The sequence below is a fragment of the Streptomyces sp. NPDC088794 genome (assembly GCF_044750545.1).
In the GTDB taxonomy this organism is placed as follows: domain Bacteria; phylum Actinomycetota; class Actinomycetes; order Streptomycetales; family Streptomycetaceae; genus Streptomyces.
This window is the reverse complement of the sequence record NZ_JBIVKB010000002.1, coordinates 763,895-788,991: the sequence shown is the minus strand read 5'-3', so window position 1 is coordinate 788,991 and position 25,097 is coordinate 763,895. Positions and strand designations below refer to the sequence as shown.

Annotated in this window: 20 protein-coding genes; 14 read left to right on the top strand and 6 right to left on the bottom strand. The window is 70.0% G+C overall.

From position 1 onward, the window contains the following. The first annotated feature begins 12 nt into the window (after positions 1 to 12). The 13 genes from ACIP6U_RS08250 to nuoN are packed head-to-tail and all read left to right on the top strand — an operon-like array spanning position 13 to position 15,656. On the top strand, positions 13 to 567 hold the full coding sequence (locus ACIP6U_RS08250) for an NADH-quinone oxidoreductase subunit B family protein (RefSeq protein ID WP_010041554.1): 555 nt from the start codon (positions 13 to 15) through the stop codon (positions 565 to 567). Continuing rightward, complete coding sequence (locus tag ACIP6U_RS08245) at positions 564 to 1,328, top strand: NADH-quinone oxidoreductase subunit C (protein ID WP_401714227.1); 765 nt, start codon at positions 564 to 566, stop codon at positions 1,326 to 1,328. Before ACIP6U_RS08250 ends, ACIP6U_RS08245 begins: the two co-directional genes overlap by 4 nt. Then, positions 1,325 to 2,665 (top strand): NADH-quinone oxidoreductase subunit D, encoded by a 1,341-nt coding sequence (locus ACIP6U_RS08240; protein WP_401714225.1) that lies wholly within the window; start codon positions 1,325 to 1,327, stop codon positions 2,663 to 2,665. Before ACIP6U_RS08245 ends, ACIP6U_RS08240 begins: the two co-directional genes overlap by 4 nt. After that, a complete protein-coding gene (gene nuoE, locus ACIP6U_RS08235) occupies positions 2,662 to 3,534 on the top strand; it encodes an NADH-quinone oxidoreductase subunit NuoE (RefSeq protein ID WP_401714223.1) in 873 nt (290 codons plus the stop codon). Before ACIP6U_RS08240 ends, nuoE begins: the two co-directional genes overlap by 4 nt. Then, positions 3,534 to 4,880: an NADH-quinone oxidoreductase subunit NuoF gene (gene nuoF / locus ACIP6U_RS08230; protein WP_401714221.1), complete on the top strand. Its 1,347-nt coding sequence runs from the start codon at positions 3,534 to 3,536 to the stop codon at positions 4,878 to 4,880. Before nuoE ends, nuoF begins: the two co-directional genes overlap by 1 nt. Then, on the top strand, positions 4,877 to 7,381 hold the full coding sequence (locus ACIP6U_RS08225) for an NADH-quinone oxidoreductase subunit G (protein WP_401714220.1): 2,505 nt from the start codon (positions 4,877 to 4,879) through the stop codon (positions 7,379 to 7,381). The genes nuoF and ACIP6U_RS08225 overlap by 4 nt, the downstream gene beginning before the upstream one ends. A 26-nt stretch (positions 7,382 to 7,407) precedes the next feature. Further along, complete coding sequence (nuoH, locus tag ACIP6U_RS08220; RefSeq protein ID WP_401714438.1) at positions 7,408 to 8,772, top strand: NADH-quinone oxidoreductase subunit NuoH; 1,365 nt, start codon at positions 7,408 to 7,410, stop codon at positions 8,770 to 8,772. Beyond that, positions 8,765 to 9,367, top strand: a complete 603-nt coding sequence (gene nuoI, locus ACIP6U_RS08215) for an NADH-quinone oxidoreductase subunit NuoI (protein WP_401714218.1) — start codon at positions 8,765 to 8,767, stop codon at positions 9,365 to 9,367. Before nuoH ends, nuoI begins: the two co-directional genes overlap by 8 nt. Further along, positions 9,364 to 10,227 (top strand): NADH-quinone oxidoreductase subunit J, encoded by an 864-nt coding sequence (locus ACIP6U_RS08210; protein ID WP_401714216.1) that lies wholly within the window; start codon positions 9,364 to 9,366, stop codon positions 10,225 to 10,227. Before nuoI ends, ACIP6U_RS08210 begins: the two co-directional genes overlap by 4 nt. After that, positions 10,224 to 10,523: an NADH-quinone oxidoreductase subunit NuoK gene (gene nuoK, locus ACIP6U_RS08205; protein ID WP_123998414.1), complete on the top strand. Its 300-nt coding sequence runs from the start codon at positions 10,224 to 10,226 to the stop codon at positions 10,521 to 10,523. Before ACIP6U_RS08210 ends, nuoK begins: the two co-directional genes overlap by 4 nt. Positions 10,524 to 10,537: 14 nt before the next feature. Beyond that, positions 10,538 to 12,433, top strand: a complete 1,896-nt coding sequence (gene nuoL / locus ACIP6U_RS08200) for an NADH-quinone oxidoreductase subunit L (protein ID WP_401714215.1) — start codon at positions 10,538 to 10,540, stop codon at positions 12,431 to 12,433. Positions 12,434 to 12,438: 5 nt separating this feature from the next. Beyond that, on the top strand, positions 12,439 to 14,010 hold the full coding sequence (locus ACIP6U_RS08195) for an NADH-quinone oxidoreductase subunit M (RefSeq protein WP_401714214.1): 1,572 nt from the start codon (positions 12,439 to 12,441) through the stop codon (positions 14,008 to 14,010). Then, positions 14,007 to 15,656, top strand: coding sequence for an NADH-quinone oxidoreductase subunit NuoN (nuoN, locus tag ACIP6U_RS08190; RefSeq protein WP_401714213.1), 1,650 nt, complete (start codon positions 14,007 to 14,009; stop codon positions 15,654 to 15,656). The genes ACIP6U_RS08195 and nuoN overlap by 4 nt, the downstream gene beginning before the upstream one ends. A gap of 70 nt (positions 15,657 to 15,726) precedes the next feature. Here nuoN and ACIP6U_RS08185 read toward each other — a convergent pair whose 3' ends face one another. Further along, positions 15,727 to 16,272 carry a hypothetical protein gene (locus ACIP6U_RS08185; protein ID WP_401714212.1) on the bottom strand — a complete coding sequence of 182 codons (546 nt, stop codon included), beginning with the start codon at positions 16,270 to 16,272 and terminating at the stop codon, positions 15,727 to 15,729. 244 nt (positions 16,273 to 16,516) lie between these two features. Between ACIP6U_RS08185 and recQ the strand changes: the two genes are divergently transcribed. Beyond that, positions 16,517 to 18,589 (top strand): DNA helicase RecQ, encoded by a 2,073-nt coding sequence (gene recQ / locus ACIP6U_RS08180; protein ID WP_401714437.1) that lies wholly within the window; start codon positions 16,517 to 16,519, stop codon positions 18,587 to 18,589. Between the two features lie 63 nt (positions 18,590 to 18,652). Here recQ and ACIP6U_RS08175 read toward each other — a convergent pair whose 3' ends face one another. The 5 genes from ACIP6U_RS08175 to ACIP6U_RS08155 form a co-directional block, all read right to left on the bottom strand. Next, the gene (locus ACIP6U_RS08175; protein WP_401714211.1) at positions 18,653 to 21,550 is read right to left on the bottom strand and encodes a fumarate reductase/succinate dehydrogenase flavoprotein subunit; all 2,898 of its coding nucleotides are present in this window, start codon (positions 21,548 to 21,550) and stop codon (positions 18,653 to 18,655) included. 68 nt (positions 21,551 to 21,618) lie between these two features. Then, positions 21,619 to 22,485 (bottom strand): ABC transporter ATP-binding protein, encoded by an 867-nt coding sequence (locus ACIP6U_RS08170; RefSeq protein ID WP_401714209.1) that lies wholly within the window; start codon positions 22,483 to 22,485, stop codon positions 21,619 to 21,621. Then, positions 22,469 to 23,371, bottom strand: a complete 903-nt coding sequence (locus ACIP6U_RS08165; RefSeq protein ID WP_401714436.1) for an ABC transporter permease — start codon at positions 23,369 to 23,371, stop codon at positions 22,469 to 22,471. Before ACIP6U_RS08165 ends, ACIP6U_RS08170 begins: the two co-directional genes overlap by 17 nt. A gap of 17 nt (positions 23,372 to 23,388) precedes the next feature. Then, a complete protein-coding gene (locus ACIP6U_RS08160) occupies positions 23,389 to 24,795 on the bottom strand; it encodes an ABC transporter substrate-binding protein (RefSeq protein WP_401714207.1) in 1,407 nt (468 codons plus the stop codon). Positions 24,796 to 24,810: 15 nt separating this feature from the next. Beyond that, positions 24,811 to 25,038, bottom strand: a complete 228-nt coding sequence (locus ACIP6U_RS08155) for a ferredoxin family protein (RefSeq protein WP_010986276.1) — start codon at positions 25,036 to 25,038, stop codon at positions 24,811 to 24,813. Positions 25,039 to 25,097: the final 59 nt, after the last annotated feature.

The window sequence follows — 25,097 nt, the reverse complement described above, 5'->3', positions numbered from 1 at the left end:
GGCCTTTAAAACATGGGACTCGAAGAAAAGCTGCCGAGCGGCTTCCTGTTGACCACCGTCGAGCAGGCCGCGGGCTGGGTGCGCAAGTCGTCCGTCTTCCCGGCCACGTTCGGCCTCGCCTGCTGTGCCATCGAGATGATGACCACCGGCGCCGGCCGCTACGACCTGGCGCGCTTCGGCATGGAGGTCTTCCGCGGTTCGCCCCGCCAGGCGGACCTGATGATCGTCGCGGGCCGGGTCAGCCAGAAGATGGCGCCCGTGCTGCGGCAGGTCTACGACCAGATGCCGAACCCCAAGTGGGTCATCTCCATGGGGGTGTGCGCCTCGTCGGGCGGCATGTTCAACAACTACGCGATCGTCCAGGGCGTCGACCACATCGTGCCGGTCGACATCTATCTCCCGGGCTGCCCGCCACGGCCCGAGATGCTGATGGACGCCATCCTCAAGCTGCATCAGAAGATCCAGACCTCCAAGCTCGGCGTGAACGCCGAGGAGGCGGCCCGCGAGGCCGAGGAAGCGGCGCTCAAGGCCCTGCCCACGATCGAGATGAAGGGGCTGCTGCGGTGAGCGACGCGAACGGCACCGGCGGTGCGAACGGTGCGTCGAACGGCGTGAACCCCGAGAAGGACATCGCCGCCGACAACCTTCCCGGCCAACGCGGCCAGGGCGGTGAGGAGATCCGCGTCCAGCGCGGCATGTTCGGCGCCAACAACGGCGGCGACACCTCCGGTTACGGCGGCCTGGTCCGCTCGGTCCGCCTCCCGGGAGCGTCCAACCGCCCTTACGGCGGCTGGTTCGACGAGGTCGCCGACGAGTTGGAGGGCGCCCTGGAGGAACAGGGCCTGCTGCCCGACAACGCGATCGACAAGACGGTCGTCGACCGCGGCGAACTCACCTTCCACATCGAGCGCGAGCACCTGCTGCGCGTCGCCCAGACCCTGCGCGACGACCCGGCCCTGCGCTTCGAGCTCTGCACGGGGGTGAGCGCGGTCCACTATCTCCACGACAAGGGCCGCGAGCTGCACGCCGTCTACCACCTGCGCTCGATCACCCACAACCGGCTGATCCGCCTCGAAGTCAGCGCCCCCGACAGCGATCCGCACATCCCGTCGCTGGTCTCGGTCTATCCGACCAACGACTGGCACGAGCGCGAGACCTACGACTTCTTCGGAATCGTCTTCGACGGTCACCCGGCGCTGACCCGGATCATGATGCCGGACGACTGGCAGGGCCATCCGCAGCGCAAGGACTACCCCCTCGGCGGCATCCCCGTCGAGTACAAGGGCGCCCAGATCCCGGCTCCGGACCAGCGGAGGTCGTACTCGTGAGCACACAGTCCCCATCCGCGGCCGCCGCCGCCTCGGCCCGCGAGACCACCGAGGGCACCGTATATACGGTCACCGGTGGCGACTGGGACGAGGTCGTCCAGTCCGCCGCCCGCGCCGACGACGAGCGCATCGTCGTCAACATGGGTCCCCAGCACCCGTCCACCCACGGAGTGCTCCGCCTGATCCTGGAGATCGAGGGCGAGACGGTCACCGAGGCCCGCTGCGGCATCGGCTACCTGCACACCGGCATCGAGAAGAACCTCGAGTACCGCACGTGGACGCAGGGCACCACGTTCGTGACGCGCATGGACTACCTGACGTCCTTCTTCAACGAGACCGCCTACTGTCTCGCCGTCGAGAAGCTCCTCGGCATCGAGGACCAGATCACCGAGCGGGCCAAGATCATCCGGGTGCTCCTGATGGAGCTGAACCGGATGTCCTCGCACCTGGTGTGCATCGCCACCGGCGGTATGGAACTCGGCGCCACCACGATCATGATCTACGGATTCCGCGATCGTGAAATGATTCTCGACATCTACGAGCTCATCACGGGCCTGCGGATGAACCACGCGTACATCCGCCCCGGCGGACTCGCCCAGGACCTGCCGCCCGGCGCGGTGGACCAGATCCGCGAGTTCGTGAAGAAGATGAAGAAGAACCTCCCCGAGTACGACAAGCTCGCCACCGGGAACCCCATCTTCAAGGCCCGTATGCAGGACGTCGGTTACCTCGACCTGGCCGGCTGCATGGCCCTCGGCGCCACCGGCCCGATCCTGCGCTCCACCGGTCTGCCGCACGACCTGCGCAAGTCGCAGCCCTACTGCGACTACGAGACCTACGACTTCGAGATCCCGACCGCCGACACCTGCGACTCCTACGGGCGCTTCCTCATCCGCCTGGAGGAGATGCGCCAGTCGCTCGCGATCGTCGAGCAGTGCCTGGACCGGCTGCAGCCCGGCCCGGTCATGGTCGGCGACAAGAAGATCGCCTGGCCGGCCCAACTCGCCCTGGGACCGGACGGACTGGGCAACTCCCTCGACCACATCAAGCAGATCATGGGCACCTCCATGGAGGCCCTGATCCACCACTTCAAGCTGGTCACCGAGGGCTTCCGCGTCCCGCCGGGACAGGCGTACGCGGCCGTCGAGTCGCCCAAGGGCGAACTCGGGGTGCATGCCGTGTCCGACGGAGGCACCCGCCCCTACCGGGTCCACTTCCGGGACCCGTCCTTCACCAACCTGCAGGCCATGGCGGCGATGTGCGAGGGCGGCCAGGTCGCCGACGTCATCGTCGCTGTCGCCTCCATCGACCCCGTGATGGGAGGCGTCGACCGGTGACCACCAGTTCCTCGGAGCAGAGCGTCAGCCTGGGCATGCCCGAACTGCCCGCGCCCGCCTACCCGGACGACGTCCGAGCCCGGCTGGAGGCCGACGGGCGGGAGATCATCGCCCGCTACCCGGACTCCCGCTCCGCGCTCCTGCCGTTGCTGCACCTCGTGCAGGCGGAGGAGGGTCATGTCACGCGCACGGGACAGCAGTTCTGCGCGCAACTGCTGGACCTGACGACGGCCGAGGTCGCCGCGGTCGTGACCTTCTACACCATGTACCGGCGCAAGCCGAGCGGCGACTACCAGGTCGGCGTCTGCACCAACACCCTGTGCGCGGTGATGGGCGGCGACGCGATCTTCGAGGAGCTCCAGGAGCACCTCGGTGTCGGCAACGGCGAGACCACCGGCGACGGCAAGGTCACCCTGGAGCACATCGAGTGCAACGCGGCCTGCGACTTCGCGCCGGTGGTGATGGTCAACTGGGAGTTCTTCGACAACCAGACCCCGGCCAGCGCCAAGCGCCTCGTCGACGACCTGCGCGCGGGAGCGGACGTCCGGCCCACGCGCGGGGCGCGCCTGTGCACCTTCAAGGACACCGCCCGCATCCTGGCCGGCTTCCCCGACGAGCGGCCCGGGGCCGTCGAGGAGAGCGGTGGCGCGGGCCCCGCCTCGTTGGTGGGCCTCCGCCTGGCCAGGGGAGAGGCCGCACCTGCGCGCGTGGTGCACCCGCGTGCCGGCCGGCCGCAGGACGAGCCGCAGGACGCGGCGGCGCACGACCCGTCGCCGTCGGAGCACCTCAGTTCACACGATGCGCCACAGGACACGTCGGCCTCCGACCCGGCCCATCCGGCCGGGCCCGCCGCCGAGGAGGGGGAGTGATGACCTTGGCACCCGAACTGAAAGACACCAGCCCCGAGAAACTGCTCGCACCCGTGCTGTCGGCCTTCTGGGACGAGGACAAGTCCTGGTCGCTGGACGTCTACCGAAGGCACGAGGGATACGAGGGTCTTCGCAAGGCGCTGGCCATGTCGCCGGACGACCTGATCGCGTATGTGAAGGAGTCCGGACTACGGGGCCGCGGCGGTGCGGGATTCCCTACGGGAATGAAATGGCAGTTCATTCCCCAAGGGGATGGAAAGCCGCACTATCTAGTTGTCAACGCCGACGAATCGGAGCCCGGGACCTGTAAGGACATCCCGCTCCTCTTCGCGAACCCGCATAGCCTCATCGAGGGCATTGTCATCGCGTGTTATGCCATCAGGTCGTCGCATGCCTTCATCTATCTGCGTGGTGAAGTCGTCCCCGTGTTGCGGCGGTTGCACGAAGCCGTGCGCGAGGCCTATGCGGCCGGCTACCTGGGCGAGAACATCCTCGGTAGCGGCCTCGATCTCCAGCTCACCGTGCACGCGGGCGCCGGCGCGTACATCTGCGGTGAAGAGACCGCACTGCTCGACTCGCTCGAAGGCCGTCGTGGTCAACCGCGGCTGCGTCCCCCCTTTCCTGCGGTGGCGGGCCTCTATGCGTGCCCGACTGTTGTGAACAACGTCGAGTCGATCGCGTCGGTTCCCGCGATTCTCAATCGGGGCAAAGAATGGTTCCGCTCGATGGGCAGCGAGAAGTCCCCGGGCTTCACGCTCTACTCGCTCAGCGGTCATGTCACCAGCCCCGGCCAGTACGAGGCGCCGCTCGGCATCACACTCCGCCAGCTCCTTGAAATGAGCGGCGGGATGCGGGCCGGGCACCGGCTCAAATTCTGGACGCCGGGCGGTTCTTCGACGCCGATGTTCACCGACGAACACCTCGACGTGCCCCTCGACTACGAGGGCGTCGGCGCCGCCGGATCCATGCTCGGCACCAAGGCCCTGCAGTGCTTCGACGAGACGACCTGCGTGGTCCGCGCCGTCACCCGCTGGACCGAGTTCTACGCCCACGAGTCCTGCGGCAAGTGCACCCCGTGCCGCGAAGGCACGTACTGGCTCGTGCAGTTGCTGCGTGACATCGAGGCCGGCATGGGCGTCATGTCCGACCTCGACAAGCTCAACGACATCGCCGACAACATCAACGGCAAGTCGTTCTGCGCCCTCGGCGACGGTGCCGCCTCGCCGATCTTCTCCTCGCTCAAGTACTTCCGCGAGGAGTACGAGCAGCACATCACGGGCCGCGGCTGCCCCTTCGACCCGGCCAAATCGACGGCCTGGGCCGACCGCACGGAGGTGAACGCATGACCGTGACCACCAACGCTCCCTCGGGAGGGGGAGAAGCGGCGGTCCCGCCGGAGGACCTCGTCTCCCTGACGATCGACGGCGCCGAGATCAGCGTGCCCAAGGGCACCCTGGTGATCCGGGCCGCCGAACAGCTCGGCATCGAGATCCCCCGGTTCTGCGACCACCCCCTCCTCGACCCCGTCGGCGCCTGCCGCCAGTGCATCGTCGAGGTCGAGGGCCAGCGCAAGCCGATGGCGTCCTGCACGATCACGTGCACGGACGGCATGGTCGTGAAGACCCAACTCAGCTCGCCCGTCGCCGAGAAGGCCCAGCACGGTGTGATGGAGCTGCTGCTCATCAACCACCCGCTGGACTGCCCGGTCTGCGACAAGGGCGGCGAGTGCCCGCTGCAGAACCAGGCGATGTCGCACGGCCAGGCCGACTCCCGCTTCGAAGGAAAGAAGCGGACGTACGAGAAGCCGATGCCGATCTCGACGCAGGTGCTGCTCGACCGCGAGCGGTGCGTGCTGTGCGCCCGCTGCACCCGCTTCTCCAACCAGGTCGCGGGCGACCCGATGATCGAGCTGCTGGAGCGCGGTGCGCTGCAGCAGGTCGGCACCGGCGAGGGCGACCCCTTCGAGTCGTACTTCTCCGGCAACACCATCCAGATCTGCCCGGTCGGCGCGCTGACCTCGGCGGCGTACCGATTCCGCTCCCGCCCCTTCGACCTGGTGTCCTCGCCGTCCGTGTGCGAGCACTGCGCCGGCGGCTGCGCCACCCGCACCGACCACCGGCGCGGCAAGGTCATGCGGCGCCTGGCGGCCAACGAGCCCGAGGTCAACGAGGAGTGGATCTGCGACAAGGGGCGGTTCGGCTTCCGGTACGCACAGCAGCGCGACCGGCTGCAGACGCCGCTGGTGCGCAACCCCGAGGGTGAACTGGTCCCGGCCTCCTGGCCGGAGGCGCTGGAGATCGCCGCCCAGGGGCTGCTGGCCTCGCGCGGCCGGACCGGCGTGCTGACCGGCGGCCGGCTCACCATCGAGGACGCCTACGCGTACAGCAAGTTCGCGCGCGTGGCGCTCGACACGAACGACGTCGACTTCCGCGCGCGCGTGCACGGCGGCGAGGAGGCCGACTTCCTGGCGGCCCAGGTCGCCGGACGCGGCCGTGACCTCGACGGTACGGGCGTCACGAACACCTTCCTGGAGAAGGCGCCCGCCGTCCTGCTGCTCGGCTTCGAGGCCGAGGAGGAGGCGCCCGGCGTCTTCCTGCGGCTGCGCAAGGCCTGGCGCAAGCACGGCCAGAAGGTCTTCTCGCTGGCCACGCACGCCACGCGCGGGCTGGAGAAGGCCGGCGGCACGCTGCTGCCGGCGGCTCCGGGCACCGAGACCGCCTGGCTGGACGCGCTCACGAGCGGCGTCGGACTGGACGAGCCCGGCGCGCGGGCCGCGGAGGCGCTGCGCGCCGACGGCGCGGTCATCGTCGTCGGCGAGCGGCTGGCCGCCGTCGCGGGCGGGCTCACCGCCGCCGTACGGGCCGCGTCCGCGACCGGCGCCCGGCTGGTGTGGATCCCGCGCCGGGCCGGCGAGCGCGGCGCCGTGGAGGCGGGCGCGCTGCCGACGCTGCTGCCGGGCGGACGCCCGGCCACCGACCCACGCGCGCGTGAGGAGGTCGCCGCGGTCTGGGGACTCGCCGAACTCCCGCACCGCTACGGCCGCGACACGGGCCAGATGATCGAGGCCGCCGCCGCGGGCGAACTGCAGGCCCTGCTGGTCGCCGGCGTGGAGGTCGCCGACCTGCCCGACCCGGCACGCGCGCGTGCCGCGCTGGACGAGGTCGGGTTCCTGGTCTCGCTGGAACTGCGTCCCAGCGAGGTCAGCGAGCGGGCCGATGTCGTCCTTCCGGTGGCCGCGGTCGCCGAGAAGGCCGGCACCTTCCTCAACTGGGAGGGCCGGGTGCGGTTCTTCGAGGCCGCGCTCAAGCCCGAGCAGCTGACCCGCCACCTCTCGCCCACCGACGCGCGCGTGCTTCAGATGCTGGCCGACGCCATGGACGTACACCTGGGTCTGCCCGACCTGCGGACCGTGCGCGCCGAGATCGACCGGCTCGGCGCCTGGGACGGGCCGCGGGCCACCGAACCCCTGGAGACCGCGGCCCAGTTGCCGCGGCCCGCCGCCGGGGAGGCCGTACTGGCCGGGCACCGGCTGCTGCTCGACCAGGGTGTTCTCCAGCAGGGCGACGAGGCGCTCGCCGGAACGCGGCACGCCGCCCACGCGCGCGTGTCGCTCGCCACGGCCGCCGAGGCCGGCGTCAAGGACGGCGACACCCTCGCCGTGACCGGACCCGCCGGAGCCGTCGAACTCCCGCTGCGCGTCACGGAGATGCCCGACCGGGTGGTCTGGCTCCCGCTGAACTCCGTCGGCGGGGGCGTCGCCTCCGACACCGGGGCGCGTCCCGGCTCCCTCGTCCGCATCGGCCCGGCGACGTCCGTCGGCGAGGCCCCCAAGGAGGTGGAGTCATGAGCCCCCACGGCATGAGCTCGTACGGCGTGAGCCAGTACCTCGCCGCCGAAGACCTCTCGCTGTTCGGCCGCGACCCCTGGTGGCTGGTCGTCGTCAAGGCCGTCTTCTGCTTCGCGTTCCTGATGATCACCGTGCTGTTCTCGATCGTCTGGGAGCGCAAGGTCGTCGCCTGGATGCAGCTGCGCATCGGCCCCAACCGGCACGGCCCCTGGGGCATGCTCCAGTCGCTCGCCGACGGCGTGAAGCTGATGCTCAAGGAAGACCTCATCGTCAAGCGCGCGGACAAGGTGGTCTACGTCCTCGCGCCGATCATCGCGGCCATCCCGGCCTTCATGGCGATCGCGGTGATCCCCTTCGGCCCGTCCGGCAACGAGGTCTCGATCTTCGGCCACCGCACCACGATGCAGCTCACCGACCTGCCGATCGCGATGCTCTACATCCTCGCGGTCGCCTCGGTCGGCATCTACGGCATCGTGCTCGCGGGCTGGAGTTCCGGATCCACGTATCCGCTCCTGGGCGGTCTGCGGTCCTGCGCGCAGATGATCTCCTACGAGATCGCGATGGGCGCCGCGTTCGCCTCGGTGTTCCTCTACTCCGGGTCGATGTCGACGTCGACGATCGTCGAACAGCAGCACGACCGCTGGTACATCGTCCTGCTGCCGGTCTCCTTCATCCTCTACATCATCACGATGGTCGGCGAGACCAACCGTGCCCCCTTCGACATGCCCGAGTCCGAGGGCGACCTGGTCGGCGGCTTCAACACCGAGTACTCGTCCATCAAGTTCGCGCTGTTCATGCTCGCCGAGTACGTGAACATGGTGACGGTCTCGGCGGTGTCGACCACGCTCTTCCTCGGCGGCTGGCGGGCCCCCTGGCCGATCAGCACCTTCTGGGAGGGCGCGAACCACGGCTGGTGGCCGATGCTCTGGTTCGTGATCAAGGTCCAGCTGCTGCTGTTCTTCTTCATCTGGCTGCGCGGCACGCTCCCGCGCGTGCGCTACGACCAGTTGATGAAGCTCGGCTGGAAGGTCCTCATCCCGGTCTCCGTGGTCTGGCTGATGCTGGTCGCGACCGTGCGGGCGCTGCGCAACGAGAACTACGACTTCGCCGACATCGCCCTCTACATCGGCGGCGGCGTCCTCGCCCTGCTGCTTCTGTCCTTCGTCGTGGACATGTTCCGCGAGAAGGCGCAGACGGCCGAGGCGTCTGCGGCGGAACCCGCCGGATTCGACGCGATGGCGGGCGGATTCCCCGTGCCGCCGCTGCCCGGACAGGAGTTGCCGCCGGTGCCCAGGCGCAGCCCGCGACGGGAGCGGGAGCTCATTGTCAGTGGCGGGTCGGATACTGCCAGTGACGGACCTACGGATGGAAAGGAGGCGTCCGATGGCTGAGGAACCCAAGGAGACCAAGCCCGGTTTCCAGAACCCCGTGGCCGGCTTCGGCGTGACCTTCAAGGCCATGTTCAAGAAGCGGCTGACCGAGCAGTACCCGGAGCAGCAGAAGACCACCGCTCCCCGCTTCCACGGACGGCACCAGCTCAACCGCCATCCGGACGGCCTGGAGAAGTGCGTCGGCTGCGAGCTGTGCGCCTGGGCCTGCCCCGCCGACGCGATCTACGTCGAGGGCGCGGACAACACGGACGAGGAGCGCTACTCGCCGGGCGAGCGGTACGGCCGCGTCTACCAGATCAACTACGCCCGCTGCATCCTGTGCGGCCTGTGCATCGAGGCGTGCCCCACGCGCGCGCTCACGATGACGAACGAGTTCGAGCTGGCCGACAGCAGCCGCGCCAACCTCATCTACACCAAGGAACAGCTGCTGGCCGGCCTCGAAGAGGGCATGGTCGACAGCCCGCACTCGATCTTCCCGGGGACGGACGAGCAGGACTACTACCGGGGTCTGGTCACGGAGGCAGCGCCCGGCACCGAGCGCCAAGTGGCCGTCTCCAAGGGCGAGAAGCCGACGGACGAGGAGGTGGACGCATGAGCGCCCAGCTCGCCGCCCACTCCACCGCGCAACTCGCCGCCTACTCCACCTCCACCGGCGAGGCGTTCCAGTTCTGGGTCCTCGGCACGGTCGCGGTGATCGGCGCCCTGGCCACCGTCCTCATGAAGAAGTCGGTGCACAGCGCGCTCTCGCTCGCCGGGACCATGATCATCCTGGCGGTGTTCTACCTCGCCAACGGGGCCTACTTCCTGGGGATCGTGCAGATCGTCGTCTACACGGGCGCGATCATGATGCTGTTCCTCTTCGTGGTGATGCTGGTCGGCGTCACGGCCGCCGACTCCCTGACGGAGACCATCAAGGGCCAGCGCTGGCTGGCCCTTCTGTGCGGTCTCGGCTTCGGCATCCTGCTGATCGCCGGCATCGGCAACGCGTCCCTCACGGAGTTCAACGGCCTCGGCCAGGCGAACGCGAACGGCAACGTGGAGGGCCTCGCGAAATTCATCTTCACCAAGTACGTCTTCGCCTTCGAGATCACCGGCGCCCTGCTGATCACGGCCGCCGTCGGCGCCATGGTGCTCACCCACCGGGAGCGCACCGAGCGCGCCAAGACCCAGCGGGAGCTGTCCGAGGAGCGCGTGCGCGGCAACCACCTGCCGCCGCTGCCGGCGCCCGGTGTGTACGCGCGGCACAACGCCGTGGACATCGCGGGCCTGCTGCCCGACGGCACCCCGTCCGAGCTCACCGTCAACAAGACGCTGCGCGAGCGCGGTCAGATCCGTGACGTGTCCGCCGAGGCGCTCAACGACCTCAAGGCCATCGAGCAGCGCTCCGAGGAGCGGCTGGAGCGGACCGAGGTCGAGCCGGCGCACTTCCATCGGACCGAGGAGGCGTCGAAGTGAACCCGGTCAACTACCTGTACCTGTCCGCCCTGTTGTTCACGATCGGCGCGAGCGGTGTGCTGATCAGACGCAACGCGATCGTCGTGTTCATGTGCATCGAGCTGATGCTGAACGCCTGCAACCTCGCGTTCGTCACCTTCTCCCGCATGCACGGCAATCTCGACGGCCAGATCATCGCCTTCTTCACGATGGTCGTCGCCGCCGCGGAGGTCGTGGTCGGGCTCGCGATCATCGTGTCCCTGTTCCGTTCCCGCCACTCGGCCTCGGTCGACGACGCCAGCCTGATGAAGCTCTGAGGGGTCGCTGAATCGTGGAGAACCTGATTGCGCTGCTGGTGGCGGCGCCACTGCTCGGAGCGGCCGTACTGCTGTGCGGTGGCCGGCGTCTCGACGCCGTCGGCCACTGGATCGGCACGGCACTGGCGGCCGCCTCCTTCGTGATCGGCGTCGTGCTCTTCGCCGACCTGCTCGGCAAGGACGCCGAACACCGGACCCTGCTCCAGCACCTGTGGACCTGGGTCCCGGTCGAGGGCTTCCAGGCGGACGTCGCGTTCCGCCTCGACCAGCTGTCGATGACGTTCGTCCTGCTGATCACGGGCGTCGGCTCGCTGATCCACCTGTACTCGATCGGGTACATGGAGCACGACGAGCGCCGCCGCCGCTTCTTCGGCTATCTGAACCTGTTCCTCGCGGCGATGCTGATCCTGGTCCTCGCCGACAACTACCTGCTCCTGTACGTCGGCTGGGAAGGCGTCGGTCTGGCGTCCTACCTGCTGATCGGCTTCTGGCAGCACAAGCCCAGCGCGGCGACCGCGGCGAAGAAGGCCTTCCTGGTCAACCGCGTCGGCGACATGGGCCTGTCGATCGCCATCATGCTGATGTTCACGACGTTCGGGACCTTCGCCTTCGGGCCGGTGCTCGACAGCGTCGGTGACACCTCGGAGGGCAAGCTCACCGGCATCGCCCTGATGCTGCTGCTGGCCGCCTGCGGCAAGTCCGCCCAGGTGCCGCTGCAGTCCTGGCTCGGCGACGCGATGGAGGGCCCGACCCCGGTCTCCGCCCTCATCCACGCGGCGACGATGGTGACCGCGGGCGTCTACCTGATCGTCCGCTCCGGAGCGATCTTCAACGCCGCGCCCGACGCGCAGCTCGTCGTCACCGTGGTCGGTGCCGTCACGCTCCTGTTCGGTGCGATCGTCGGTTGCGCGAAGGACGACATCAAGAAGGCCCTCGCGGGCTCGACGATGTCGCAGATCGGCTACATGATCCTCGCCGCGGGCCTCGGCCCCATCGGCTACGTCTTCGCGATCATGCACCTGGTGACGCACGGCTTCTTCAAGGCCGGGCTCTTCCTCGGCGCCGGTTCGGTCATGCACGGCATGAACGACGAGGTCGACATGAGGAAGTACGGCGGCCTCCGGAAGTACATGCCGATCACCTTCGTCACCTTCGGCCTCGGCTACCTCGCCATCATCGGCTTCCCGGGTCTGTCCGGCTTCTTCTCCAAGGACAAGATCATCGAGGCGGCGTTCGCCAAGGGCGGCACCGAGGGCTGGATCCTCGGCGGCGCGGCCCTGCTGGGCGCGGCCATCACGGCGTACTACATGACGCGCGTGATGCTGATGACCTTCTTCGGCGAGAAGCGCTGGCAGCCCGACGAGAACGGCAACGAGCCGCACCCGCACGAGTCCCCGAAGACGATGACGATCCCGATGATCGTGCTGGCCTTCGGATCGGTCTTCGCCGGCGGCATCTTCGGCATCGGCGACCGCTTCCTGCACTGGCTGGAGCCCATCACCGGGCACGAGCACGGAGACTCACCGGTCAGCGCCCTGACGGTCACCCTGGCCACGATGGTGGTCCTGGTGATCGGCGTGGGCATCGCCTGGGCGCAGTACGGCCGTCGGTCGGTCCCGGCCGTCGCCCCGCGCGGGTCGCTGCTCACCCGGGCCGCCCGCCGCGACCTGCTCCAGGACGACTTCAACCACGTGGTCCTGGTGCGCGGCGGCGAGCACCTCTCCCGCTCCCTGGTCTACGTCGACCACACGCTGGTCGACGGGGTCGTCAACGGCACGGCGGCCTCGATGGGCGGCCTCTCCGGAAGGCTGCGCAAGCTGCAGAACGGCTATGCGCGGTCGTACGCGGTCTCGATGTTCGGCGGTGCGGCCATCCTCGTCGCCGCGACCCTGCTGATGAGGGCGGTCTGATACCGATGTCCTTTCCCCTCCTGACAGCGACGGCGGTGCTCCCCGCGATCGGGGCGATCGCCACGGCGGCCGTGCCGGCCGCGCGGCGCACCGCCGCCAAGTGGCTCGCGCTGGTGGTGTCGCTCGCCACGCTCGCGCTCGCGATCGTCGTCCTGGTCCGCTTCGACCCGGACGGCGACCGCTACCAGCTCACCGAATCCCACGCCTGGATCAAGGACTTCGGGGTCCGCTACGAGCTGGGCGTGGACGGCATCGGGGTGGCGCTGCTCGCGCTGACCGCGCTGCTGATCCCGTTCATCATCCTCGCGGGCTGGCACGACGCCGACCCGCTGGAGACCGGCAACAAGCGGTGGCGGCCCACCCAGGGCTTCTTCGCGCTGATCCTGGCCGTCGAGGCGATGGTGATCATCTCCTTCGAGGCCACCGACGTCTTCCTCTTCTACATCTTCTTCGAAGCCATGCTGATCCCGATGTACTTCCTCATCGGTGGCTTCGGGGACCGTGCCCACGAGCACGGCGAGGAGGCCGCGTCGACGCAACGGTCGTACGCGGCCGTGAAGTTCCTGCTCTACAACCTGGTCGGCGGTCTGATCATGCTGGCCGCGGTGATCGGCCTCTACGTGGTCGCCGGGAACTTCAGCCTCCAGCAGATCGCCGAGGCCCGCGCGAACGGCTCGCTGCACATGGCGACGAGCACCGAACGCTGGCTGTTCCTCGGCTTCTTCTTCGCCTTCGCGGTGAAGGCGCCGCTGTGGCCGCTGCACACCTGGCTGCCCAACGCGATGGGGGAGGCCACCGCCCCGGTCGCCGTCCTCATCACGGCGGTCGTCGACAAGGTGGGCACCTTCGCGATGCTCCGCTACTGCCTCCAGCTGTTCCCGGAGGCCAGCAAGTGGGCGACGCCCGCGATCCTCGTCCTCGCCCTGATCAGCATCGTCTACGGCGCGCTGCTCGCGGTGGGCCAGCGGGACATCAAGCGGCTTGTGGCGTACGCGTCGATCTCGCACTTCGGCTTCATCATCCTGGGCATCTTCGCGATGACCAGCCAGGGCCAGTCGGGCGCGACGCTGTACATGGTCAACCACGGCATCTCCACCGCCGCGTTGATGCTGGTGGCCGGCTTCCTGATCTCGCGGCGCGGCTCGCGGCTCATCGCGGACTACGGCGGAGTGCAGAAGGTCGCCCCGGTGCTCGCCGGCACCTTCCTGATCGGCGGTCTGGCGACCTTGTCGCTGCCGGGCCTGGCGCCGTTCGTGAGCGAGTTCCTGGTCCTGGTCGGCACCTTCGCGCGCTACCCGGCGATCGGCATCATCGCCACCTTCGGCATCGTCCTCGCCGCGCTCTACGTCCTCGTCCTCTACCAGCGGACGATGACCGGGCCGGTGAAGCCGGAGGTCTCCACGATGCCGGACCTGCGCGCGCGTGAACTCGTGGTCGTGACGCCCCTGATCGTCCTGCTGATCTTCCTGGGCGTCTATCCCAAGCCGGTCACCGACATCGTCAACCCGGCGGTGAAGTCGACCTTGTCCGACGTACACAAGAAGGACCCCCAGCCCGAGGTGGAGGCCGCCAAGTGAGCGCAGCAGCCGTCCACAGCCTGTGGACAACCGCGGCCGACCCGATCTCCAAGATCGACGCGCCGAAGATCGAATACGGGCAACTGTCGCCCACCCTGATCATCCTCGGCGCGGCGATCGTCGGCGTGCTGGTCGAGGCCTTCGTGCCGCGCAAGTCCCGTTACTACGCCCAGGTGTTCGTCTCCGCCGTCGCGCTCTGCGCCGCCTTCGCGGCGGTCGTGGCGCTCGCGGCGGACGGATACGGCACCACCAAGGCGCACATCGCGGCGATGGGCGCGATCGCCGTCGACGGACCGGCCCTGTTCCTCCAGGGCACGATCCTGCTGGTCGGCCTGGTGGGCCTGTTCACCTTCGCCGAGCGGCGCCTGGACCCGGAGGCGCACGGAAACCGCGTCGACTCGTTCGCCGCGCAGGCCGCGTCCGTGCCGGGCAGCGACAGCGAGAAGGCCGCCGTCAAGGCCGGGTTCACCACCACCGAGGTCTTCCCGCTGCTGCTCTTCGCGGTCGCCGGAATGCTCGTCTTCCCCTCGGCGAACGACCTGCTGACCCTCTTCATCGCCCTGGAAGTGTTCTCGCTCCCGCTGTACCTGATGTGCGCGCTGGCCCGCCGCAACCGGCTCCTGTCGCAGGAAGCCGCCGTCAAGTACTTCCTGCTCGGCGCGTTCGCCTCCGCGTTCACACTGTTCGGCATCGCGCTGCTCTACGGCTACGCGGGCTCGGTGTCCTACGCGACGATCGCCCAGGTCGTCGACGGCACGGTCACCAACGTGAACCCGGCGCTCGCCGACACCATGGGCAACGACGCGCTGCTGCTCATCGGCGCGGCGATGATCGTCATGGGCCTGCTGTTCAAGGTGGGCGCGGTGCCGTTCCACATGTGGACGCCCGACGTCTACCAGGGCGCGCCGACCCCGGTCACCGGCTTCATGGCGGCGGCCACCAAGGTCGCGGCGTTCGGCGCGCTGCTGCGCCTGCTCTACGTCGTCCTGCCGGGCCTGCGCTGGGACTGGCGGCCGGTCATGTGGGCCGTCGCGATCGTCACCATGCTGGGCGGCGCGATCGTGGCGATCACCCAGACCGACATCAAGCGGCTGCTGGCGTACTCGTCGATCGCGCACGCGGGCTTCATCCTCGCCGGTGTCATCGCGACCACGCCCGACGGCGTCTCGTCCGTCCTGTTCTACCTGGGCGCGTACTCCTTCGTGACCGTCGGCGCCTTCGCCGTGGTGACGCTGGTGCGCGACGCGGGCGGGGAAGCGACCCACCTGTCCAAGTGGGCGGGCCTGGGCCGTCGTTCACCGCTGGTGGCGGCCGTGTTCGCGGTGTTCCTGCTCGCCTTCGCCGGCATCCCGCTGACCTCGGGCTTCTCCGGGAAGTTCGCCGTGTTCAAGGCGGCGGCGGAAGGCGGCGCGGCCCCGCTGGTCGTGGTCGGTGTGATCTCGTCCGCGATCGCCGCGTTCTTCTACATCCGCGTCATCGTGCTGATGTTCTTCAGCGAGCCGCGGCCCGACGGCCCCACGGTCGCCGTGCCGTCACCGCTGACGATGACGACGATCGGGGTCGGCGTGGCGGTCACGCTCGTCCTCGGTGTGGCGCCGCAGTACTTCCTGGACCTGGCCAACCAGGCGGGAGTGTTCGTGCGCTGACGCGCGGTACGCGAGCGGCGGGCCCCGGTTCCCTTCGAGGGAACCGGGGCCCTTCGCGCGCAGCCAGCACTCAGGTCGTCGGGCAGACGACCAGGGGGTTCCAGGGCGCGAACAGACCCTCGGAGTTGGGCTTGTAGATCCAGGCGTGGAGGGTGAAGAAGCCGGGGAGCTGGTCCTTCTGGAAGGTCTGCCCGAACAGGGTCGGCGCGTCCTGACCCTTGTCCTCCACCACCCACTCCACCGCGACCAGCTTGCGCCCGCCGGTGAAGTCGGACACGTCGGCCCACGCGTTCCTGGACCCCTCCGAGTACAGCAGGGCCGCCGGCTTCTCCGGATCGACCGAACCGATGTTCGCCTTGTTGAGGTAGTGGTAGCCCATGCCGCCCTCGACCGGGTCGGCGACGCAGTCGTCGGTGCGTACATAGCCGCCGGCCGCGGCGGACGCCTCGTACCCGTACTTGGAGGTGGCCTGGTACGTCTTGCTCAGCTCGGTCCACGCGGACGGGTCGGGATCATCGGGCGCGGCGTGGGCCGGGGCGGCGGTCAGCGCGAAGGCCGCGGCCGTCGCCACCGCGATGGCGGCCTTGACGGCGCCCTGCAGGGACCGAGGGGACATGGTGGGGCTCCTTGACTTGGGAGGCGTCCGCACGCACGGCGCGCCGTCCGTTCGGTGGCGTGGCGGACCTCCCCCGTCCCGCACCGGCAGCATGTCCCGGCCGCATCGGTCGCGCCATGTGACGGAGCCATTCGAATGACCACACCCCGTAACCGTCACCAGCCTGTGGATAACTCCATGGCTGTCAGTCCGGGCCCCTATCGTGGACGCAGTGGTCGAGGGACGACGTACGGGGGACGGGACGATGCGTGGGATGGGCGGGATCAGCGAGATGCCAGGGGTCACGGAGAGCGAAGCGCTCTCCACCTTGCACCGGGTCTTCGGATACGAGGCCTTCCGCGGCGAGCAGGAAGAGGTCATCGACCATGTGGTGGCCGGCGGCGACGCCGTGGTCCTCATGCCGACCGGCGGCGGCAAGTCGCTGTGCTACCAGATCCCGGCCCTGGTCAGACCCGGCACGGGCGTCGTGGTCTCGCCGCTGATCGCGCTGATGCAGGACCAGGTGGACGCGCTGCGGGCCCTCGGGGTCAACGCGGGCTTCATGAACTCCACGCAGGACTTCGACGAGCGGCGCGTGGTCGAGGCCGAGTTCCTGGCCGGCGAGCTGGACGTGCTGTACATGGCGCCGGAGCGGCTGCGCCTCGACTCCAGCCTGGACCTGCTCTCCCGCGGCAAGATCTCGGTCTTCGCGATTGACGAGGCGCACTGCGTCTCCTCATGGGGCCACGACTTCCGCCCCGACTACCTGACCCTCTCCGTCCTGGGCGAGCGCTGGCCGGACGTCCCGCGGATCGCGCTCACGGCGACGGCCACGCACGCCACCCACCAGGAGATCACCGAGCGGCTCGGCATGCCGACGGCCCGCCACTTCGTGGCGAGCTTCGACCGGCCCAACATCCAGTACCGGATCGTCCCCAAGGCCGACCCCAAGAAGCAGCTGCTGAGCTTCCTGCGCGAGGAGCACCCGGGCGACGCGGGCATCGTGTACTGCCTCTCGCGCAACTCGGTCGAGAAGACGGCGGAGTTCCTCTCCCGCAGCGGCGTCGAGGCGGTGCCGTACCACGCCGGTCTGGACGCGGGCACCCGCGCGGCGAACCAGTCCCGCTTCCTGCGCGAAGAGGGCCTCGTGGTCGTCGCCACGATCGCCTTCGGCATGGGCATCGACAAGCCGGACGTCCGCTTCGTCGCCCACCTCGACCTGCCCAAGTCCGTCGAGGGCTACTACCAGGAGACGGGCCGCGCGGGCCGTGACGGTATGCCCTCCACGGCCTGGATGGCCTACGGACTCAACGACGTCATACAACAGCGCAAGATGATCCAGTCCAGCGAGGGCGACGAGGCGTTCCGCCGCCGCGCCGCCGCCCACCTGGACTCGATGCTGGCCCTGTGCGAGACGGCCGCGTGCCGCCGGGGCCAACTGCTCGCCTACTTCGGCCAGGACCCCGACGCGAGCGGCTGCGGCAACTGCGACACCTGCCTCACCCCGCCGGAGACCTGGGACGGCACGGTCGCGGCCCAGAAGGTGCTGTCCACGGTGGTGCGGCTGCAGCGCGAGCGGGGGCAGAAGTTCGGCGCGGTGCAGATCGTCGACATCCTCATGGGTAAGCGCACGGCCAAGGTGATCCAGTTCGACCACGACCAGCTGTCCGTGTTCGGCATCGGCGAGGACCTCGCGGAGGCCGAGTGGCGGGGCGTCGTACGGCAGTTGCTCGCGCAGGGACTGCTGGCGGTCGAGGGCGACTACGGCACGCTGGTGCTGACCGAGGCCAGCGGAACGGTGCTGCGGCGCGAGCGGGAGGTGCCGCTGCGCAAGGAGCCGAAGAAGCCGGCGGGCACCAAGTCGGGCTCCTCGTCCGGCAGCCGGGGCGACCGCAAGGCCAAGGCCGCCGCGGCGGAGCTGCCGGAGGCACTCCAGCCGGCCTTCGAGGCGCTACGGGCCTGGCGTGCCGAACAGGCCCGCGAACAGGGCGTCCCGGCCTACGTCATCTTCCACGACGCCACCCTCCGCGAGATCGCCACGGTCTGGCCGACGTCGGTAGCCCAGCTCGGCACGATCAGCGGGGTCGGCGAGAAGAAGCTGGCGACGTACGGGGAGGGCGTGATCGGGGTGCTGGCGGGGCTGGGGGACGCGCCGGAGGTGGCTCCTACGGCGACACCGGCCCCGACACCGGCGGCAGCGGCTACGGCGGCGCCGAGATCGACGGCGGCGCCGAAAACGACGGCAGCGGCAAGAGCGACGCCGACAACCGCTGCCGATCCGGGTGCCGACTACTGGCCCGAGATGGACATGGAGCCGGAGCCGGAGGACTGGATATAGGGGACTGGCCGGTCGGCGTCGGCTCAGTGCGGAGGGCGCCTCGCAGCAAAGCGCCCCGCACCGTCACAGCGCCCGTGCCGCGTACGCCCTGACGTCCGCGTCGGTGTCCGTCGTGGCCGTGGCGAGGGCTGCTCGGGCGTCCTCGGTGGCGCCGTGGCGGGTCAGGGCCAGCACGGCGGCTTTGCGGACGTCGGCGTTCGGGTCGGCGAGGGTCTTGGCGAGGGCGGGGACGGCCACGTCGGAGTCAGCGGCGGAGAGGGCGGTCGCGGCGCCTGACCTGACCTGCCAGGCACTGGCGGCCAGGGCGGTGACGGCGCGGGCGGCGAGAGGCGCCGGGCAGCCGGTCGTGCCGAGTGCGCCGTAGGCGGCGCCCTGGACCAAGGGGTCGGCGTCGGCGGCGAGTTGGGCGAGGGCGGTCAGGATGACGTCGGCCTCGTCGGGGTCGCCACCCACGTGAGTGTCGGGCGCCTCGTGCGTGCCGTGGCCCCCGTCCGCGCCCTGGACCTGCGCCCGCCGCGTCGCCGTCACCGTCGCCAACGCCTTCGCGATGGTCACGCGGACCTCGCGGGACGGGTCGTCGGTGGCGTGGGCCAGTTCGGGGGCGGCGTCGACCGAGACCAGGGCGCGTACGGCCTCGATGCGGACGGGGATGTCGGTGTCGGAGAGGGAGGCGGAGAAGAGCGCGGCGTCGCCGAGGTGCAGGGCGCGCAGGACGTCGAGGGAGGCGGCGCGGACGACCGGGTCGGACTCGGCCAGGGCGGCGACCAGGCCGTCGCGGAGGGCGGGTTCGGGCGGGAGTGTCTCGACGAGTTCGCGCAGGGAGGCGGCGGCCGCGGCCCGTACTTCCGGGGCGGTGTCGCGGAGGGACGCGGCGAGGGCGGGGCCGGTGCCCGGTGGGACCGTCTCGGTGAGGACGGCGACGGCCTCGCGGCGGACGGCGGCGGCCGGGTCGGTCAAGTAGGGCCGCAGGGAATCGAGTTCGGGCTGCTCGTCGGCGAGGGCGACCAGTTCGAGGAGGCGTCGGGAGGACTCCTCGGGGCGGGGCTCGGGGGAGTTCGGGGTGGAGGCGTGGTCCGCGCCCTCTGTACCCCCCGCACCTTCCACGCCTCCCGTACCGGTCGCGACCGGGGCCAGGTCCCGGGAGCCGGCGGTGGCGACGTCCTCGGCGTGGACCTCGCCGAGGTGACGGGAGGGACCGCCGACGGGCGTGAACTCGTCGATGGGGACCAGGTAGGGAGCCACGGGACGGGCCGTGAACTCCATCGCACCAGAGGGGGACTTGTGCAGATCGAGGTGGTGGAACCAGGACGCGTCGTCGCGATGAGGGTGGTCGAGACGGTCGTGGTAGAGGCCCCAGCGGGATTCCGCGCGGGCCAGGGAGGCGCGCGCGGCCATCTCCGCGCAGTCGCGGATGAAGGAGACCTCGGCGCAGCGCATCAGTTCGTGCGGGGTGCGCGCGCCCATCTCCGCGATGTCGGCGTGCATGCGCTCGAACGCCTCGAGGGCCAGGGAGAGTCGGGCGCCGGACTTGGGCGGGGCCACGTAGTCGTTCACGAAGCGGCGCAGTTTGTACTCGACCTGGGTCTGCGGCGGGCCGTCCGGGTTGCCCAGCGGGCGGTAGATCAGCTCGTGCGCCTCGCGGAGCTGGTCGGCCGGCAACTCCCCTTCGTACGCCGCGTACTGGGACGCGTCCGCGCCCGCGAGGTCGCCGAAGACGAACGCGCCGATCATGTAGTTGTGCGGCACGCAGGCCAGGTCGCCGGCGGCGTACAGGCGGGGGATTGTCGTGCGGGCGTGGTCGTCGACGCGGACGCCGGAGGCGGAGTGGCCGCCGCACAGGCCGATCTCGGAGATGTGCATCTCGACGTCGTGGGTGCGGTAGTCGTGGCCCCGGCCGGAGTGGAAAGTCCCCCGGGTCGGGCGCTCGGTGGAGTGCAGGATCGACTCCAGGGCGGAGATCGACTCCTCCGGGAGGTGGCTCAGCTTCAGGTACACGGGCCCGCGGTCCGACGCCACCTCCGCCGCGAACTCGGCCATCATCTGGCCGGACCAGTAGTCGGAGTCGACGAAGCGTTCGCCGTGCCGGTTGACCTGGTAGCCGCCGAACGGGTTGGCGACGTAGGCGCAGGCGGGGCCGTTGTAGTCCTTGATCAGCGGGTTGATCTGGAAGCACTCGATGCCGGTGAGCTCGGCGCCCGCGTGGTACGCCATCGCGTAGCCGTCGCCCGCGTTGGTCGGGTTCTCGTAGGTGCCGTAGAGGTAGCCGGAGGCGGGCAGACCGAGCCGGCCGCAGGCGCCGGTGGCCAGGATCACCGCACCCGCGCGCACCACCACGAACGCGCCGGTGCGCGTGTTGAAGCCGACCGCCCCCACGGCCCGCCCCTCGACGGTCAGCACCCGCACCGGCATCACCCGGTTCTCGATCCGGATCCGCTCGCGCATCTCGCGCCGCCGCAACTGCCGGTACAGGACCTTCTTGACGTCCTTGCCCTCCGGCATCGGCAGCACGTACGAACCCGAGCGGTGCACCTGGCGGACCGCGTACTCGCCGTGCTCGTCCTTCTCGAACTTCACGCCGTACGACTCCAGGCGCTGCACCATGCCGAAGCCGCGGGTGGCGGTCTGGCGGACGGTGGACTGGTCGACGATGCCGTCGTTGGCGCGGGTGATCTCGGCGACGTAATCGTCGGGCTCGGCGCGGCCGGGGATGACCGCGTTGTTGACGCCGTCCATGCCCATGGCGAGGGCGCCGGAGTGCCGGACGTGGGCCTTCTCCAGCAGGATCACGTCGGCGCCGTGCTCGGCGGCGGTCAGCGCGGCCATCGTGCCGGCGGTGCCGCCGCCGATGACGAGGACGTCGCAGGTCAGTTCCTCGGCGTCGGCGAGCGCGGGGATCTCCAGGGGAGTGGTCGCGCGAGTCGCCGGGGGCGTGTTCACAGGAGTCACCGGGGGAGTGGTCACGGGGGTCACCGGAGGGCCTTTCAGGTACCGGGTCAGGCACCGAATCAGGAACCGAGTCGGGTACCGGGTCAGGTACCGAGCGAGGTGAGGACTTCGCGCCGCAGCGCGGTGCGCGCCGGGTCGTCGTGCGCCGTACGGTCGCGCGGGCGCGGCACCTCGCGTACGGCGGTCAGCCGGCCGGCGCCGAGGAGGGCCACGCGGTCGCCGAGGAAGAGCGCCTCGTCCACGTCGTGGGTGACGAAGACGACGGTCGCGCCCGTGCCGCCCAACACCTCCACCAGCAAGTCCTGCATGCCGGCCCGGGTCTGGGCGTCGAGGGCGCCGAAGGGTTCGTCCATGAGGACGGCCCGCGGCGCGCCCGCGAGGGCACGGGCGAGTTGGGCGCGCTGGCGCTGCCCGCCCGAGACGCGGTGGGGCAACTGCCGGGCGAGCGGGGCGAGTCCGACGCGGTCGAGCCAGGAGTCGGCCTGGGCGCGGCGTTCGGCGCGCGGCAACCCCTTGATGGCGAGGGGGAGTTCGACGTTGGCGCGCAGGGAGCGCCAGGGCAGGAGGGCGTCCTCCTGGAAGATCAGGGCACGGTCGGTGGCGGGGCCCGTCAACGGACGTCCGTCCTGGGTGACTTCACCGGCGAGCGGCGACAACAGCCCGGCGAACGTGCGCAACAGGGTCGACTTGCCGCAACCGGAGGCGCCGACGACGGTCAGGATCTCGCCGGGAGAGACGGCGAGGTCCACGGCGTCGAGCACGGGCGCGCCCGGTCGGCCGAGGGCGGCTTGGCGCAGGGCGAGTGCGGCGCCGGTGCGGGGGGATGCCGGGCGGGTGCCGGAGGAGTCTGCCGGGCGGCCACCGGACGAGTCGGCTGGGCGACCCCTCGACGAGTCGGCTGGACGGCCGCCGGAAGAGCCTGCCGTGCGGACCTCAGACGAGCTGGTCATGGGACACGTCCTCCTTGCTCCCGCTGCTCCCGTTGCCCCCGCTACTCCTGTTGCTCCTGGGGGCGACCCGCGCGGGCGCGGTGCCAGTGCCCCTCACTCGCCGCGAAGGGCGTCCACCCGCCACGTACGACGCCCGCGGCAACCACCGCGTAAGCCGCCGCCCCAGCAGCTCGACCGCCGTGGACGTGAGCCAGCCGAGGATGCCGATCGTGACCATGCCCACGAAGACGCCCGGGTAGTTGACGATCGTGTAGTCCTGCCAGGTGCGGTAACCGACGCCGTACTGGCCGGAGATCATCTCGGCGGAGATCACGCAGATCCACGAGACGCCGATGCCGACCGACAGGCCGCCGAAGATGCCGGGCAGCGCGCCCGGCAGGACGACCGAGCCGAGCACGCGCCACCGACTGCCGCCCATGGTGCGAACCGCCTCCTCCCACACGGGAGTCAGGGCGCGGACGGCGTGCCGGGTGGAGACCAGGACCGGGAAGAAGGCGGCGGTGCAGGTGATGAAGACGATGCCCTGTTCGTTGGAGGGGAAGAGGAGGATCGCGACGGGGACGAGGGCGATGGCCGGGATCGGGCGCAGGACCTCGAAGACCGGACCGAGCAGGTCCTCGGCGAGCCGCGAGCGCGCCACGAGCACGCCGGTGGCCACGCCCAGGACGGCGGCGAGCAGCAAGCCCGTGAGGATGCGGGTGAGGCTGTCGGTGAGGTCGGTCCAGTAGTCGGGGCCGGACACCCGGTCGGCGAAGGCGTGGGCCACGTCGGCGACCGTGGGGAACTGCGAGAAGCGCAGCCACAGATCGACGTCCAGGCTGGTCAGCAGCTGCCAGATGCCGAGGGCGGCGGCCGGCGAGCCGAGCCGCAGCGCGTACCGGCCCACCTGTTTCGGACGCCCGCTCACGAGGCTTGCTCCAGCGCATCGGCGTACGTGATGACACGGGCGCCCCCGTGCCCGGCGATGTACGCCTGCGCGGTCGCCGGTGCCACGAACGGCAGCAACTCCTCGCCATCAGCCACCCACACCGCCTTGTCGGCGAACCAGAGGGTGCCGGTGGTGGCGTCGGGGACGTAAGCGGCGCGGATGCCGTTCCGGTGCTTGGCCACGTAACTCAGCAGCTCGGCCGGGGACTTGAAGGCGAGCGTCTTCTCGGAATCCGTCGAATCCGTCGAACCCGTCGAACCCGTCGAGCCCGTCGAACCCGCCGCTCCCGTCGCCCCCTTCGGCCACACCTCGCTCGCGGCGGCAGCCGGCCTCGCGGCGAGTTGCGTGGCGTAGTCCGCGCCGAGGGCCTTCTTGACGTACTGGTCGTCGACGAAGGAGTCCACGTCCACGTCGCCGGTCAGCTTCGCGGCCTTGAGGACGGAGACGTCTTCCTTCAGGGCGGCGACGAGTTGGGGCTTGACGGCCGGGTCGAAGGTGGCGATGCCGTGGGCGCCGTTGTAGAGGTAGACGACCTCGGCGGGCAGTTCGGTGGCCTTGGCGACCTTCTCGGCGGCGGCGACGGGGTGGGCGTTCAGGTAGTCCGTTGCCTCGGACTGGGCCTTGAGGAAGGCCTCCAGGACGGCGGGGCGCTGCTGGGCGAAGTCCTGGCGGGCGGTGACGCCGTGGAAGGTGGGGAGGTTCAGCTGGGCGCCGTCGTACAGGGCCTTCGCCTTGCCCTGGTAGGTGAGCAGGCCGGGCCAGGCGACGAACTGGGAGAGTGCGTCCACGCTGCCGGCGGCGAGGGCCGAAGCGCCCACCGCGGGCTGCTGGTTGAGCTTCTCGATGCCCTTGTCGGGGTCGATGCCGGCCTCTTGGAGGGCGCGTACGAGGGTGCCGTCGGCGGCCGAGCCGATGCTCGTGGAGACCTTCTTGCCCTTCAGGTCCGTGAGGGAGGTGAGTGTGGAGTCGGGTGCGGTGACGACGGTGTTGAGGCCGCCGCGGAGGTTGTAGCCGGTGACGGAGACCAGGCGGGTCGGCTTGCCGAGCTGCTTGCCGCGGGCCGCGTTGATGAGCAGCGGGAAGTCGCCCATCGAGCCGATGTCGATCTTCCCGGCGGTCATCTGCGCGGTGATGGGGGCGCCGGTGGCGTAGTCCTGCCAGTCGACCTTGTAGGTGTGGCCGTCGTGGAGGGCGTCGAGGTCTCTCTCGAAGTAGCCGAGGGAGCGCAGGAGGGTGCCCGCGGTGACCGTGTTGATGGTCTTGGACTGGTAGCCGACGGTGATCGTCACCGTGGAGCCGCTACCGGCCTCCGCGCTGCCGCCGCAGCCGGAGAGCGGGAGCAGCAGGGCGGCCGTGGCCAGGGCAACTGCCGTGCGTTTCATAGGGGTTCGGGCCTCTCACCGGAGCAGATAGGGCATGTTGACCGTCACGGCTCCGGTGGGACAGCGAGCCGCGCACGGGCCGCAGTACCAGCACTCGTCGACGTGCATGTAGGCCTTGCCGTTGCTCTCGTCGATGGCGAGGGAGTCCAGGGGGCACATGTCGACGCAGAGGGTGCAGCCGTCGATGCACTTCGACTCGTCGATGGTCACGGGCACGTCGGCCCGCTGGGGCGCCAAGGGCATGGCTGTCTCCAGGAAGGTCCAGCAAGTCAGGGAGTGGGGTGGGGAAAAGGGGCGGAGTC